This window comes from Fusobacterium sp. (assembly GCF_032477075.1).
Taxonomy (GTDB): domain Bacteria; phylum Fusobacteriota; class Fusobacteriia; order Fusobacteriales; family Fusobacteriaceae; genus Fusobacterium_A.
Window position 1 is genome coordinate 23,087 of sequence record NZ_JAWDXO010000018.1, and the last position, 15,357, is coordinate 38,443.

Annotated in this window: 11 protein-coding genes; 3 read left to right on the top strand and 8 right to left on the bottom strand. The window is 27.3% G+C overall.

Going from position 1 to position 15,357, the window contains the following annotated elements; translation table 11 throughout:
- Positions 1 to 6: 6 nt before the first annotated feature.
- The 8 genes from E6771_RS08895 to E6771_RS08930 form a co-directional block, all read right to left on the bottom strand.
- Complete coding sequence (locus tag E6771_RS08895) at positions 7 to 4,449, bottom strand: hypothetical protein (protein ID WP_316090924.1); 4,443 nt, start codon at positions 4,447 to 4,449, stop codon at positions 7 to 9.
- A gap of 16 nt (positions 4,450 to 4,465) precedes the next feature.
- Positions 4,466 to 5,167 (bottom strand): 16S rRNA (guanine(527)-N(7))-methyltransferase RsmG, encoded by a 702-nt coding sequence (gene rsmG / locus E6771_RS08900; protein WP_316090926.1) that lies wholly within the window; start codon positions 5,165 to 5,167, stop codon positions 4,466 to 4,468.
- A 2-nt stretch (positions 5,168 to 5,169) separates the two neighbouring features.
- Positions 5,170 to 7,056 (bottom strand): tRNA uridine-5-carboxymethylaminomethyl(34) synthesis enzyme MnmG, encoded by a 1,887-nt coding sequence (gene mnmG / locus E6771_RS08905; protein WP_316090927.1) that lies wholly within the window; start codon positions 7,054 to 7,056, stop codon positions 5,170 to 5,172.
- A 29-nt stretch (positions 7,057 to 7,085) separates the two neighbouring features.
- The gene (locus E6771_RS08910) at positions 7,086 to 7,742 is read right to left on the bottom strand and encodes a TrkA family potassium uptake protein (RefSeq protein ID WP_316090928.1); all 657 of its coding nucleotides are present in this window, start codon (positions 7,740 to 7,742) and stop codon (positions 7,086 to 7,088) included.
- Between the two features lie 23 nt (positions 7,743 to 7,765).
- Positions 7,766 to 9,103, bottom strand: coding sequence for a TrkH family potassium uptake protein (locus E6771_RS08915; protein WP_316090929.1), 1,338 nt, complete (start codon positions 9,101 to 9,103; stop codon positions 7,766 to 7,768).
- Positions 9,104 to 9,279: 176 nt separating this feature from the next.
- A complete protein-coding gene (gene pepT / locus E6771_RS08920) occupies positions 9,280 to 10,521 on the bottom strand; it encodes a peptidase T (protein WP_316090930.1) in 1,242 nt (413 codons plus the stop codon).
- Positions 10,522 to 10,597: 76 nt separating this feature from the next.
- Complete coding sequence (locus E6771_RS08925) at positions 10,598 to 11,986, bottom strand: MATE family efflux transporter (protein ID WP_316090931.1); 1,389 nt, start codon at positions 11,984 to 11,986, stop codon at positions 10,598 to 10,600.
- A 40-nt stretch (positions 11,987 to 12,026) separates the two neighbouring features.
- Positions 12,027 to 12,461 (bottom strand): MarR family winged helix-turn-helix transcriptional regulator, encoded by a 435-nt coding sequence (locus E6771_RS08930; protein ID WP_316090932.1) that lies wholly within the window; start codon positions 12,459 to 12,461, stop codon positions 12,027 to 12,029.
- A 284-nt stretch (positions 12,462 to 12,745) separates the two neighbouring features.
- Between E6771_RS08930 and E6771_RS08935 the strand changes: the two genes are divergently transcribed.
- The 3 genes from E6771_RS08935 to E6771_RS08945 all read left to right on the top strand — a co-directional run bounded on the left by E6771_RS08935 (position 12,746) and on the right by E6771_RS08945 (position 15,354).
- Complete coding sequence (locus E6771_RS08935; RefSeq protein ID WP_316090934.1) at positions 12,746 to 13,318, top strand: hypothetical protein; 573 nt, start codon at positions 12,746 to 12,748, stop codon at positions 13,316 to 13,318.
- Between the two features lie 28 nt (positions 13,319 to 13,346).
- The gene (locus E6771_RS08940; protein ID WP_316090936.1) at positions 13,347 to 13,820 is read left to right on the top strand and encodes a hypothetical protein; all 474 of its coding nucleotides are present in this window, start codon (positions 13,347 to 13,349) and stop codon (positions 13,818 to 13,820) included.
- 247 nt (positions 13,821 to 14,067) lie between these two features.
- On the top strand, positions 14,068 to 15,354 hold the full coding sequence (locus tag E6771_RS08945; protein ID WP_316090939.1) for a hypothetical protein: 1,287 nt from the start codon (positions 14,068 to 14,070) through the stop codon (positions 15,352 to 15,354).
- The last annotated feature ends 3 nt before the right edge of the window (positions 15,355 to 15,357 follow it).

Genomic DNA, 15,357 nt, shown 5'->3' on the forward strand with positions numbered 1-15,357 from the left:
GTTTTTTTATTGCTTTCTGAAGATATCTAATAGAGTATCATATTTTTTCTCAAATTTGAAGTCAATATGATAATTTATAGAATTTTTTGAATTTTCATCGGCTTTAGTTTTAGCCTTTCTAGGAAGTTTTCCTGCTCCTATTCCAATAGATTGTCCAGGTTTAAATCTGTATTCTACTGAAAAGTCATATTCCTCAAATGCTCCACTGTTTCTCTCATTATTATTTTCCGCGTTATCATCCCCCAATAAGGTACCTCTTGCTACCCAGTATAATTTATCTTTGTAAATATTATCTTCTGCTTCTATAACTGCACCTAAACGCAATCTATTATCCTCTGCATTTGGATTCTGATTTTCACTTGTTAAAATATTGGATTTTATTCTAAATTTTGATATATTTAAAGTATTTTTTATAAGATTTGAAACTGGTCTGAATATTGTTTGTGATAATTGACTTCCTATAACAGTCTTGAATAGTGTCGCTGAAGCACTGTCTGAAAATTCCTCATCTCCTACCAGTAGAGATGATAAATTACCACTTGAACTTCCATTTTTAGAAGTTATTGTAAATCTAAGAGCATCTAATTCTCCATTTATACTCATTCCTAATTCATCATTTTGTACCTTTACTCTGGAATCTAAGACTAAAGTTGGATTTACATTTGGAAAATAATCCTTTCTATCATTAAATATTACAAGCGCTTTATCCAATTCAAATGTATTCCCATTAATTGCTAATGAACCTTCTTTAATTTCCACATCTCCTAGAAAAACAAATTTTCCGTTTTTACCAGAAAGTCTTCCTCCTCCTACAACAATTCCTTCCACATCACCAACAAATATATTTACATCTTGTATATCAAGTTTGATTCCTTTATCTATTTTTAAAGTAACATCCAATTCTATTGACTTTTCAAAAATAGTATTAATTTGAAAATCTTTTCCAAGATCTTCACTTCTATTTACTATTGATGATGAAGATTTAAATAAAAAGTTTTTGATTATTTGAAATAATGATTTTGAATTACTTGGAATATTTTCAACTTCTCCATCTATAATATTGATATTTCCTGCTAATTTATTATTTTTCATATTAAATTTTGTATCAAATTTGACTCTAAAGTAATTACTATACTTATAATTTACTCCTTTAGTGTCAAGTGAAATATCATAATCTAGGTCTTCCATGTAGTAAGGATTTTCAGCTATATCTGTTATACTTGGTAATTCTAAATATCCTTTTAAAATAGTATTTCCTTCATTCAATTTCCCTTGAAAATTTTCTATATAAAGACGTTTTTTATCAAGCTTAATTGTACTGTTAAAACTATTCATATCAATAAAGAATTCCTTAGATTTCATTCCAAAATTCATCAAATTGAAATATCCATTATTTCCATCATCCTTCAAATTTAAATTGAAGGATGCAATTCCTTCTATATTAGTTATACCATATTTTTCTAAAAAAATGTTTAAAAAATCTAAATTTATTTTAGAAGAATTTACTAAAAAATTATATTTTTTATTTTCTAGTGTTATATCTCCTTTAGAATAAAAGGAGTTATCAAGGTACTTAAAGGAAAATTCATCTAAAAATATTTTATCAAGATTTCCATTTATTTTTATTAAAAAGTTTTTAAATTTTATTTCTTCCATTGATATAAGATTACTATTTATTTTTAAATCATATTTTAAATCTTCCACTTTTCCAGAAAGTTTTCCATTAAAAATGAGATTTCCATTTATAATTTCTTCTTTTGTATATTCTTTCAGTGTATTCAATCTAACTACTTGATTATCTATTCCAGCTGTTATTTCCTTTGTCTGTAAATTATAACCAGCTGTTAATTGAAGAATATCTTTCATATCACTATTTGAAAGAACTATTTTATTTAACTCAATAGTTCCATCAGAAATATTATCTGCTTTATACCTTCCTTCTACATATACATTTGGAAGTTTTGTTCCTCGTATGTATATTTTATCTATTGTAGAATTCAGTTTAGCATTTATTTTTTTATCTTCACCATCTACTTTTAAAGTTCCAATTACTCTGTATTTCAAATTTGTATCAGAATAATATTCAGATGGGTCATCCTCTATTATATTTAAAATTGCATTATATTTTTTATTTTTTAAATTGTATTTTCCATTAAAAATGCTGTTATTGAAATAAATTTTATTCACTTTCACAAGTGATTTATAATAATTTATATCTCCATAAATATGGATATCCTTTTTTTCTTCTCCAATATCCAATTTTATATCATTTATTCTCATATCTATTTTGGGATCATTTATTTTTCCACTTACTTTTCCTTTTACATCATTAATATAGAACTTAGGATATTCTATATTAAATTTTTCAAAGTCCAATTTTTTTATAGAAAAGTCAATATTCGAAGCTAAATTTTTTAAATTTATATTACCATTTACATCTAATATTCCATTTCTGAAATCTCTTATTTCAAATTTATCATCCTTTATTCTCATTGCGAAAATAAAACCATTTAGATCATAATCATTATACTTTATTTGACCTATACTCCCTTTAAAATCGCCATAAATTTTTTCATCTTTTTTAAATTCAAATTTTCCAGCAATATCTTTAATTTCAGCCAAATACTTAAAAGATAAAGATTTAATATCAATCAATGCTTTTATATTTCCATTTTCTCCCGATACCTGACCATTAAGAGAAGCATTTAAAAGAACATCTTCATTCAAAACATTTCTCTCTACATTTAATTCTTCTGCATCAAATTTTAGATCATAAGACATTTTATTTATATCAGTTTCTCCAGTAAGATTAAAAGTTATTTTATCCTCATTTTTATCATGAGCAGTGAGGCTATCTATCATTATTTTGTTATTTTCTGCTATAAAGTCAAGAGCAAATTTAAGATTATACAGATTAAAATCTATTACTCCACTTCCTCTTTCAAGATTTTTATTTTTTAAGTCATAGTCAAGTGAAAATTTACCTGTTCTATAAAGATTTATTTTTTCTATATTTGAATAATACTTTCCTCTTAATTTTATAATATTTGATAAAAAATTAAAATTAAAGTTTTTATTTTTTGTTTCAAAGTTAAATACTCCATTAATATTTGGTATATAGTTATTTATTGCATTATTTCCATTTATATGAAATGTCAAAGCACCTTCATCTTCAAAGTAATCAAGTGATAATGCTATCTTCTTTTGAAAAAGTTCCTCTTTTTTATCTTTATTCCAAAATGAGAGGTCAGTATTTAAATCTTTTATATGTATCCCTTTACTATCATAAATAAATATTCCTTTAGTATTTTTGAGTTCTAAATTATTTAAAATAAAATCTTTACTTAAAAAGTCTATTGTAACTTTAAACTCTCTTTCTGGATTAAGATTAAGATTAAACTTTACATCATTTACAACTAAATTCTCTAGAGGCAGATTAAGACTTTTTGCTAAAGAGTATTTCTGTATTTGAGAATATGTCACATTTTTAGCAGCAAAATTTATATTCAGTTCATCATCAGCATATATCAGAAGAAATTTTTCTTTTGTATCAAACACTTCATAATCAGCTTTAACAGTTACAGTTTTACCTTGAAAGTCCACTGTTCCTTCTGTAACTTTTACATCAGTATCCAATTCTTTATACCTTACTTTAACATCTTTAAAATCTGCATTTCCGAATAATCCTTTAGGAGAAATTGAAAGATCTAGATTTAATACTCCACCTTTATATGATATTTCATCTCCATCATAGGCATATTGAAGTAATTCTGTTTTTACAGCTATATTTTCAAGTTTTATATTTATATTGTACGGCTCTTTACTTGTATTCAAAGCAAAAGTATATATTTGTCCTTCATTTTTGCCTTTAAATATCATATCTATACCCTTTTCTTTACTAAAAGTAAGAAATCCATTTGTTCCATAGGCAGTTTCTTGTATAGGATTTGTATATGAAAGATCTGTATAGTTAGTTGTGGCATTTATAGCAGTTATTCTATCTATAGGTACTCCTATTCCAGGTTTATATTCTTTTTCTGTTTTTACTTCTGTATCAGTCTTTCCTTCTTTACTTTCTCCAGTAAATGCTGCAACTATATTTATATCTCCATTTTTCTCTCTAGTTATATTGGCCGTCCCATCATATATTATTATTTCTTCTATTCTTAATTTTTTAAGAGATTCTTTTGAATATAACAATTCAACTTTTGGAGCATCTATAATTATTTTTTTATTGTTTATTAATTTAAGATTTTTTATTTCTATCAAGCCATATTTTTTAAACTCTATTGAACTGCTAGAAATCTTAGGTCCTAATGCTATCTGGAGTATGACTTCAATTGTTTTTGGCAAATGATACTTCACAGACCAATAACCTCCTATTAAAATTAAAAGGAGGGAAAGTCCAGCTATGAGTTTTTTCTTATTATTTTTGTAAAATTCTTTCATTTCCTCCTCCTGTATTTTATAGAGGTCTCTTTAATGGTATTCCTGCTCTTCTTGGATATTTTTTATCATTAGAAGCAATTTTTTCTATTTTTATAACCACTCTTGTCTCTTTAGAAAAAGGCAGTTTTAAATTATATATTTCAATTATCTTACTTTTTAATATTTTTAAAGCATTGCCTGCTTCAATTTCTTCTCCTGTTCCTTCCATTTTTTGTGATAAAAACTCACCATTTATTTTTAGAAAAGGAATTATATACTCAAGAATAGTTCCAAGCTTTGAGACTCCTCTGCACAATCCTAAATCATACATTTCTCTATTTTCATCATTTATATAGTCTTCTGCTCTGGAAGTTGCTACAATAACATTATTCAGCTCAAGATTCGTTTTTACTAATTCAAGAAATTTAGTTTTTTTTCCAATAGAATCCATCAATGTAAATTCTATATCTGGATTGAAAATTGCCAGTACCATTCCTGGAAATCCAGCTCCTGTTCCAATATCTATAGCTTTTTTAGTTTCTTTTTTTATAAGATTTTGAAGTAAAAGAGAATCTAAAAAATGTTTTTCAATTATGCTCTCCTCATCTCTCAAAGCTGTAAGATTAGTATGGGAATTATATTCTATTAACAATTTTAAATATTTTATAAGATTATCTATCTTTTCATCTGTATATTCAATATTTAATTTTTTTATTCCTTCTAATAGGAATCCTCTCATAATTAATTACCTCTCGCTTTTAAATATATTAACAACACTTGAATATCTGCTGGTGAAACTCCTGATATTCTTGAAGCTTGCCCTATATTATATGGTCTTACAGCTTTAAGCTTATCTTTTGCTTCTTTAGGTATATTTCCCAAAGAATCATAATCTAAATCTTCAGGAAGTTTTTTATTTTCTAAGCTTTTATGTTTCTCTATCATTTTCATTGATCTCTCTATATATCCAGAATATTTTACTTGTACCTCTACCTGATATTCAGTATCTTTAGAGTAATCTCCCAGTTCTAAATCTGAAAGTTCAGCAATATATTTTACATCAGAGTATCTTACATCTGGTCTTCTTAAAAGTTCAAAATAGGTTGTTCCATCTTTTAATTCAGCCTCTCCACATCTTTTCAAGACTTCATTTACTCTTGAATTGCTGGGACCTACATAGTTTTCTTTCAATTTTTCTTTTATTGTCTCTACATCTTTACCTTTTTGTACCACTCTCAAATATTCTTCTTCTGATAAAAGTCCTACTTCATATCCAATTTTTGACAATCTCAAATCTGCATTGTCCTCTCTTAAAGCCAATCTGTATTCACTTCTTGCAGTAAACATTCTATATGGTTCATTAGTTCCTTTTGATACTAAATCATCTACAAGTGTACCCATATATGAGTCCGCTCTATCAAGTATTATAGGTTCTTTCCCTTGTAATTTTCTTACAGCATTTATTCCAGCTAAAAGGCCCTGTGCCCCAGCTTCCTCATAACCTGAAGTTCCATTTATTTGCCCAGCTAAAAATAGATTTTCTACAGTTTTGCTTTCAAGGGTATATTTTATTTCTTGAGGTGGAACATAATCATATTCTATAGCATATGCATATCTCATGATATGAGCATTTTCAAGTCCAGATATATTTTTTACCATTCTGTCTTGTACATCTGTAGGAAGAGATGAAGAAAGTCCACCTAAATATATTTCTGTAGTCTCATATCCTTCCCTTTCAAGAAAAAGGTGATGCTGATTTTTATCTCCATATCTAAAAACTTTATCTTCAATAGAAGGACAGTATCTTGGTCCAGTTCCATGAATAGTTCCATTAAATAATGGAGATCTCTCTCTATTATTTTTTATTATTTCATGTACAGTCTCATTTGTATGAGCAATATAGCATGATATCTGCTTTCTTCCTTCTAATTCTTTATCAGGTGTTCTTGTAGAAAATTTTAGTATGTCTTCTGTTTCTCCAGGTTGTTCTTCAATTTTTGAAAAATCCACTGTCCTTGCATCTATTCTTGAAGGGGTTCCAGTTTTAAATCTAGCTAGTTTCAGCCCTGCTTTTTCTAATGAAACAGGTAAATCATCTGAGGAAAGTTCTCCCATTCTTCCACCACTGAAGTGTTTATCCCCAATGTGAATAAGCCCCCTTAGAAAAGTTCCAGTAGCTATTATTACAAATTTCCCTTTGTACTCTACTCCTTCTCTAGTTTTTATTCCAACAACTTTTCCATTTTCAACTATAATATCAGTTACCATTCCCTGAATAGCGCTTAAATTTTCACAATTTTCAACAGTTCTTTTCATTTCCTTACTATATCTTACTTTGTCTGCCTGAGCTCTTAAAGATCTCACTGCAGGTCCTTTTTTAGTGTTAAGTATTCTTATCTGAATATATGTCTTATCAATGTTCCTTCCCATCTCTCCACCTAGAGCATCTATTTCTTTAATAAGGTGAGATTTTGCTGGTCCTCCAAGAGAGGGATTGCATGACATCACTCCTATATTATCCAAAGTTATGGTAAAGATGGCTGTTTGAGCTCCCATTCTGGCAGCGGCTAAAGCAGCTTCACATCCTGCATGTCCTGCACCTACCACAATGACATCAAAATTTTGCATTTGTTCCTCCTAAAATATATAAAATTGAATTATTTTAAATTTTCTAAATAATCAGCAGTTTTATTATCTGTTATAACTAATAAAACATCTCCCTTTTCTATCAAGGTATCTGCAGAAAGATTTGGTTGAAATGATTGGTCTTCTTTTTTTATTCCAACTACATTTACATTATATTTTTTTCTAATATCTAATTCTACCATAGTTTTTCCCCAGAAAACAGATGGAGCTTTTACTTCTAACAATAAAAATTCAGAAGAAAATCTTAAATGTTCTACCATATTAGGTTCCATAGCCAATTGTGCTACTCTTCTTCCCATGTACTCCTCTGGATAAATAACTTTTGTTGCTCCTATTTTAGCTAAAACTTTTCCATGACTTTTACTTACAGCTTTAGCTATTATTTTTTCTATTCCAAGTTCTTTTAAATTAAGAGTTATCATTATACTTGGTTCAACATCACCAGTACATACAAAAGCTATATCATAGTCACTTACCCCTAACTCTTTTAAATTCTTAACATCAGTTGCATCCATCACAACAGCATTATCTACAATATTGCTATTTATTGCTTCCTGTACAAGTTCTTCGTCTATATCTAAAGCAAGAACCTCTTCATTAGATTCATATAAAGTTTGTGCTACACTTGTTCCAAATCTCCCAAGTCCTACAACTAAATATTGTTTCATTGTTTCCTCCATTTATTTATTAATTATCCAACTAAAATATTTTCTTTTGGATATTTAGATAAAGCTTTTTTCTTTGTTTCTCCAATAGCCAAAGCAAATGTCAGTGGACCTAATCTTCCTACAAACATAGTGATTATTAGCAACAGTTTAGAAAATGTCGTAAGATCTGGAGTTATTCCCAAGGTTAATCCCACTGTTCCAAAGGCTGAAATAACTTCAAATACTACTTCTTCTGGACTAAAACTTTCTGCTATAAGCATGAGCATTATAACAACACTTACATATGTTATTGCAAGAACCAGTATAGCTAGTGCTCTATTCATTATTTCCCAGTCAAGTCTTCTTTTAAATATTTCTATATTTCCCTTTTTTTGTACTATTCCTATTACATAAAACAGTATCACTCCAAAAGTAGTAGTTTTTATTCCTCCTCCTGTTGATCCTGGTGAAGCTCCTATAAACATTAAAATACAACACATAAAAATAGTTGAATTTCTAAGCTCCCCTAATGGAATTGTATTAAAGCCTGCTGTCCTCAATGTAACACTTTGAAAATAGGAAGCCAATATTTTCTGAATAAAATTCAGATCTCCTAAAGTTGCTGGATTTGAATATTCTAATATAAAGAATAGAAGCATTCCTCCAAAAGTTAAAATCATAGATATTATAATAGCAACTTTTGATGTCAAATTAAATCTATCTATCCCTCTTCTTATAACCATAATAACTGATGTAATTACAGCAAATCCTATCCCCCCAAGAGTTATTAAATAACCAATAGTAAGATTTACAACTGGATTAGCTTTGTAAGCTTCCAAATTATTAGAAAAAAGAGCAAATCCAGCATTACAAAATGCTGAAATTGAATGAAATATTCCATAAAATACTGCTTTATTCATTGGCATTTCTTTCGCAAATTCCCATGTAAGAATAATTGCTCCGATACTTTCTATAATAAAAACTGTAAGAAGAAGTTTCTTTATAAAACTGGAAATTTCTCCACTACTGTCTGCATTTCTTTCCTCTTTCAAAAGCTCTCTCTCATAAAATGTCATTCTTTTTCCCATTACCAAAAATAAAATTGATGAGAATGTCATTACACCCAATCCGCCTAACTGAATAAAAAATATTATTATCAGATCACCTGCTGGGCTAAATACCTTGCTTACATCTACTACTGTCAGTCCTGTTACACATACTGCTGATACAATTGTAAAGAGAGATGATAAAAAGTTCAACTTTTCTCCCTCTTGAAGGGAAAAAGGCATCATTAAAATAAATGTTCCTAGTAATATTGCAAATAGAAACCCCAATATTAATTTCCTTGAAGGTGATAACTTTTTAAAATGATCTATATACATAACTATGCCTCACAATTTCATTTTACAATTATTTTTATAAAATAATTTTTTCCCATATCTTATTAATTATACATTATTTTATCCTCCCTTTCAATCTTAAAAAAGTTACTTTATAAAATAATATATAAAAAACCTAAATCTAATTATAAATTAGACTTAGGCTCTCAATTTCTTTTTTATTTTTCTTCAAAATTTTTTTTCACTAAATTTTCAGCTATTTTTACGATAAGATCTCTTGCTTTTTCCATTGACTGTATACACACATACTCATATTTTCCATGAAAATTATGTCCACCTGTAAAAAGATTTGGACACGGAAGTCCTTTATAAGAAAGTCTTGCTCCATCTGTTCCTCCTCTTATAGGTTTAATACAAGGCTTAATATTAAGTTCTTCCATAGATTTATGAGCAAGATCTATTACATACATTACTGGTTCTATTTTTTCTTTCATATTGTAATAACTGTCTTTTACTTCTATTTCTATTTGCGCATCTTTATATTTTTTAGCTAAATATTCCACAGCATCTTTTATAAGAATTTTTTTCTCATTAAATTTTTTCATTGAATGATCTCTAATTATATAATTCATTGAAGTATCTTCTACAGTTCCTTTCATATCATTTAGCAGAAAAAAACCTTCATAGTTTTCGGTATATTCTGGTCTTTGTTCTACTGGAAGCATAGAATTTAATTCCATTCCTATAAGAATTGAATTTATCATACTATTTTTGGCTGTTCCTGGATGAATATCTCTACCTTTTATTTTAATCACAGCTGAAGCTGCATTAAAATTTTCATATTCTAATTCCCCTATCTCTCCACCATCTACTGTATAAGCAAATTTACAATCAAATTTCTTCACATCAAAAAGATTAGCTCCTCTTCCTATTTCCTCATCTGGTGTAAATCCAATTTTTATTTTCCCATGCTTAATTTCAGGATGATCTTTCAAATATTTTACAGCTTCAATTATTTCAACTATTCCAGCTTTATCATCTGCTCCTAATAAAGTTTTTCCATCTGTGACTATAAGATCTTGTCCTATATAATTTTTTAAATGTTCAAAATCTTTTGGAGAGAGAATTATTTCTAAGTCTTTATTTAAAACAATATCCTCTCCATTATAATTTTCTATAATTCTTGGACTAACTCCCTTTCCATTGTAGGTAGGTGCTGTATCCATATGTGCTATAAATCCAATAGTTGGGATATCTAAGTCACAATTCGATGGAAGTGTAGCCATTATATATCCATTTTCATCTAATGATATTTCTTCAAGTTCTAATTCTTTCAAATCTTCTATTATTATTTTTGCTAAATTCCATTGTATATTACTACTTGGACATGTTTTGCTCAAAGGATCTGAATCTGTATCAATTTTTACATACTTTAGAAATCTTTCAACTAAATTATTCATTAATAACAACTCCTTATATAATTTTAGTATCTATATTTTAGTACTTTTTTAAGATTATTTCAATCTCTATTTCTTTTTACTTTTCCTCAGCCAATATAAGTTCTTCCTCTCTAGCTATTTGCAGTTGTTTTAATTGCTTCATTTCTCTTTTTATCAGAACAAATGTTAATACTGTTGCAATTAAATCAGCAGTTGGAGCAGCAAACCATATTCCTGCCAATCCAAACATTCTTGACATTATTATTATACAAGGAATTAAAACTATTATCTGTCTTGAAAGACTTATAAAAAGACTCAACTTAGGTTTTCCTACTGCTTGAAAATATACAGAAGATATTATCTGGAATCCTATTATAGGAAACATAATTGTATTTATTTTAAGTCCATGAGATGCTATGTCTAACAAGGCTTTTTCTCTTGTAAATATAAATATAAAATATTTTGATAAAAATTGAATAGTCAAAAAATCTATCATGCATATTACAGAGGCTCCAAGTATAGCTTTACGAAGTGCTTCTCTTACTCTTGAATAAAGTTTTGCTCCATAGTTATACCCCAGTATTGGCTGAACTCCTTGATTAATTCCAAATATAGGCATAGCAAGAAATATAGTTATTGCCTGAATAATTGCCATTGCACCAATTGAATTATCTCCCCCATATACTTTTAATGTACTGTTGAAAGTATAGTTTACCAAACTTGATCCTATTTGTAGTGCAAATGGAGATGACCCTAAAGCCATAATATTTTTAATTTTTCCCCATTGAAGTTTCATATTTTTAAAATGTAATTTAAGTCCACTAAGACTTGATTTAAAGTAAAATATAGTCCAAGCTGCTGAAATATATTGTGAAATAATAGTAGCCCAAGCTGCTCCAGCTACTCCCATATCCATTCCAAATATAAAAATAGGATCAAGCACTATGTTTATTATAGCTCCTATTAATAGAGTAACCATTGACATTTTTGGGTTCCCATCTGATCTAATAGCTGCATTAGCTACATATCCAACTATTGTTGCAGGAAATCCATATGCTACTATCCATAAATACTCTCTTGTATATTTACTTGTATTTTCACTCCCACCTAATATTGCTACTAGTTTATCCATATATAATAATACAAAAATTGCTATTATCAATGAAATAATTATTCCATACCCTATTCCATTTCCCAAGTACTTTTCTGCTTCATCTTTTTGCTTTCTCCCAAGACTCAAAGATATATTAGTTGCCCCTCCAAGCCCTATCAACACAGCAAAAGCAAATACAAAAATTGTTATAGGAAAAGTAAGACCAACACCTGCAATTGCAAAATGTCCTACATCTTTTATATTCCCAATATATATTCTGTCAACTATACTGTACAAAGCATTTACTAACATTCCTATTATAGCTGGAAGTGAAAACTGCACCAAAAGCTTTGTTATTTTTTCTGTTCCCATAAATTGATGTTTACTTTTCATTATGTTCCTCCTAAAAACTTCCCTGTTACATTTTACAATTCTACCATTTTTCTAAAAGTTTTGACATTATTCTCTTTAAAGTATTTATTTCATCTTTTTCAAGTATCTGTTCTACTTTTTTATGAAATATCTCTGATACATCAAAAATGACTCCTATAACTTCTTCTGCCTTTTGTCCCAATTCCAGATACATCACTCTTCTATCTTCAGAACAAACTCTTTTTCTCACATATCCCTTTTTTTCTAACTTATTTACAAGGATAGATACTGTTGACTTGTCTTTTGATATTTTTTCTGATATTTCTTTCATAGAAAGAGTTTTAAAAATATACAATACTATAATTATCCTTATATGAGAATATCCTAAATCTGTTATTCCCTTTTTTCTCAGCTCTTCATCCATAAAAATTCTGCTCCTATGGTGGGCCCTAGAGAGATAACTATATAATGAATTTCCAAAAACTTCATTTTTCATATTTCATCACCTATCCCTTAATTTAACATGAAATTAGTTTTATGTCAAACTATTATTTATGTCTATATTTGTAATATTTCCACTAAAGCAAATACTAAATGATATTTCAATAAAAATTTTTTTAATAAAAAATTCCTAAAATTTATTTTAATTAATAGAGATTTTAAATTAATAAATTCATGATATAATAATTAAAGAATATAAGCTTTATTATTTATTTTAAGACTAGTAACCTTTTAGAAAATTTTAATATAAATATAAAAAATAATTAAGGAGTGATCTTATTGAAAAGAAATATATTAATTTTTTTATTATTGCTAATTTTAGGAGCCTGTGGACAAAAAGAAATATACAAAACAAAAAATGATGTTTCAAGGGTTAAAAATGAAATTTCTTACTCCATTAATTATGATGAATTTTATAGTTATTTAAAGGAAGCTTTTCCTAAAATAAAATTTGAAAAACAAGAACCTAGAATTACTAAAAGTGGTAAATATGTTGGAGTTATTACTTGGAAAAAATTTAAACTAGAATGTAATTTTAAAGAAAAAAATAGTGAGTTAACTTCAATCTATCTATCTTCACCAAAAGGAGAAACAAAACACTCAAAAACAGTGGCTTTAATTAAAAATGTGGAATTTAATCAGCAGGATATAAAAGATTTAAAAAAATATTCATTAGTAATTAATAACATTTTAAACTCCAGTAATACACAAAATCAAATGCAAGAATTTTTAAATGGAAAACTTAAAAAGAATATAGAAAGAGGAAAAACACAAATAGGATATTCCAGGGTAACTTTAAAACTTAGTGGTTCTACTTTACTTGTTGTATTTGAACCAAATATTATAAAATAAATAATACATTGCAAAAAGGAGTAAATTTATGACAAAACTTTTTTTAATAATTTTCTTATTAGTATCATTATCAATTTATGGTGCTTCTGAAGCTCAAAGATTTCTCGAAAGTACTTTAAAAGAATTTCAAACAGGTAAAATGATTGAATCTACAGATGTTGAAACAAATGTTATAGCACCTGTTTTTAAAAAAATGACTTATAAAATTAAAAATATAACTGAAAATAAAAATACGACTGAAATACTCCTAAGTATAAAAGCTGTTGATGTAGGAAAATATATAGAAGAATATCAATCTTCCACTTCTGATGAAATAACTGATGAACAAATTGAAGAAAAGGCAACTAAATTTTTTATAGAATTAGAAAAACGAAATGATTTAAAATATATAGAAACTGATATTATTGTTACATTAGAAAAATCCGATGGTGAATGGTTTATAGTTAATAATGATGAAATTATAGATGTTTTAACTGGAGATATTTCAAGTATGTTTGAATAGAATATAAAAATAACTCCTACATTAAGAGAGGCTAAAAAAGCAATTTGTAAAGTTATATAAAATAATAATATATTTAAAGAAAAAATAATTTTAACATAAAAAATTAAAAAACTAATCTTTCTATAAATTACGAATTAGAGAATTTAAAAAAAATTATAATTGTTAATAAAATATCTCAATTCTTTTAAGTAAAAATATGATATAATTCACTGTATACAATAACTTAATTTCTAAAGAGGTAATTTTGATGAAAATAGCTATTATTGGTGCTCCTGACTCTGTTGAAAAAATATATAATATTCTTTCTTCTGAGTATAAAAATGCAAACTTCTTAAAATATCCAAAAGAAAAAATTGAAGAAATGATTCCTCTTATTCAAAAATTAGAAAATGATGTAGATGGAATATATCTTACAGGGATAGGAGTTTATTCTTCTCTAAATCTTAAAACAGATCTTTCTGACAAAACCATTGTTTACACCAAAAGAGGAGAGATGGGAATAATTAAGGCTTTTTTGTATCTTCAGAAAGATTATGAGTCTATAGATAATTTAAGAATAGGTATGGATCTTATTGAAGAAAAAACATTGAAAGATATCCTTGAAGAATATGAAATTCAAATAAAAAATTACTATCTTCAAGAATATGAATATTCTAAAACTGAAGAAGAATACCTTAAAAATTATCTTGAAAAACTGAAAACAAAAGAAATAGATTGTATTATCACAGCATTTGGATATATTTATTATTATTTAAAGAGACTTAACATTCCAGTTTATAGGCTACAAGCAACCAACACTGAAATAAAATTAGAATTTAAAAAACTTGAGTTAATGGCAAAAATAAAAGAACTTGAAAAAATAGGTATTGGAGTTCAAATAATTAAACTTGTTAAGAAAAATATTTCAGAACTTACTCAAAAAACTTTACAAAATAAAAATACCTTTGAAACTAAATTATTAGAATATACTAGAGAAATTCAAGGAAATATACAATTTCTTGGAAATGAAGAGTATTATATCTTAGCTAATAAAGGTCTTTTATTGGAAGAAGAAAGTTTGAAAACAATTACTGCTCTTATTAAAAATACCTCAAAAAAAGATTTTTATGCAGGAGTAGGAATTGGTGAAGGACAAACTATTTTGCAAGCTGAAGCTCATGGAAGAAAAGCCTTAAAACTTAGCCTTTCAAAAAATAAAAATGAAATATATTTTTATGATGGAAAAAATGTTTCTGGACCTCTATTGACAGAAAATATGCTTCAGTATAGTGATTCTGTTAATAAAGATATTTTTGAACTTTCAAAAAAAATAGGTATCAGCTCTACTTATTTAGAAAAATTAAAATCTATTATAAAAAAATATGGTAAAAATACTTTTTCCAGTAAAGAACTTGCTGGAATATTTGAAATTAGTGAAAGAAGTGTCAATCGTTTATTAAAAAAAATCATTGAAAATGGTTATGGAGAAGAAGCTGAATTTGAAAATACTCCTGGTGCTGGAAGACCTCGAAGAAAAATAAAATTTAATTTTTAAAAG

What these genes read in the sequence shown, in the direction of transcription:
- E6771_RS08945 (WP_316090939.1), top strand. Translation starts at nt 14,068, where the DNA reads ATGAAAATAGCTATTATTGGTGCTCCTGACTCTGTTGAAAAAATATAT.
- E6771_RS08910 (WP_316090928.1), bottom strand. Translation starts at nt 7,742, where the DNA reads ATGAAACAATATTTAGTTGTAGGACTTGGGAGATTTGGAACAAGTGTA.
- pepT (WP_316090930.1), bottom strand. Translation starts at nt 10,521, where the DNA reads ATGAATAATTTAGTTGAAAGATTTCTAAAGTATGTAAAAATTGATACA.
- E6771_RS08940 (WP_316090936.1), top strand. Translation starts at nt 13,347, where the DNA reads ATGACAAAACTTTTTTTAATAATTTTCTTATTAGTATCATTATCAATT.
- E6771_RS08895 (WP_316090924.1), bottom strand. Translation starts at nt 4,449, where the DNA reads ATGAAAGAATTTTACAAAAATAATAAGAAAAAACTCATAGCTGGACTT.
- rsmG (WP_316090926.1), bottom strand. Translation starts at nt 5,167, where the DNA reads ATGAGAGGATTCCTATTAGAAGGAATAAAAAAATTAAATATTGAATAT.
- E6771_RS08915 (WP_316090929.1), bottom strand. Translation starts at nt 9,103, where the DNA reads ATGTATATAGATCATTTTAAAAAGTTATCACCTTCAAGGAAATTAATA.
- E6771_RS08925 (WP_316090931.1), bottom strand. Translation starts at nt 11,986, where the DNA reads ATGAAAAGTAAACATCAATTTATGGGAACAGAAAAAATAACAAAGCTT.
- E6771_RS08930 (WP_316090932.1), bottom strand. Translation starts at nt 12,461, where the DNA reads ATGAAAAATGAAGTTTTTGGAAATTCATTATATAGTTATCTCTCTAGG.
- mnmG (WP_316090927.1), bottom strand. Translation starts at nt 7,056, where the DNA reads ATGCAAAATTTTGATGTCATTGTGGTAGGTGCAGGACATGCAGGATGT.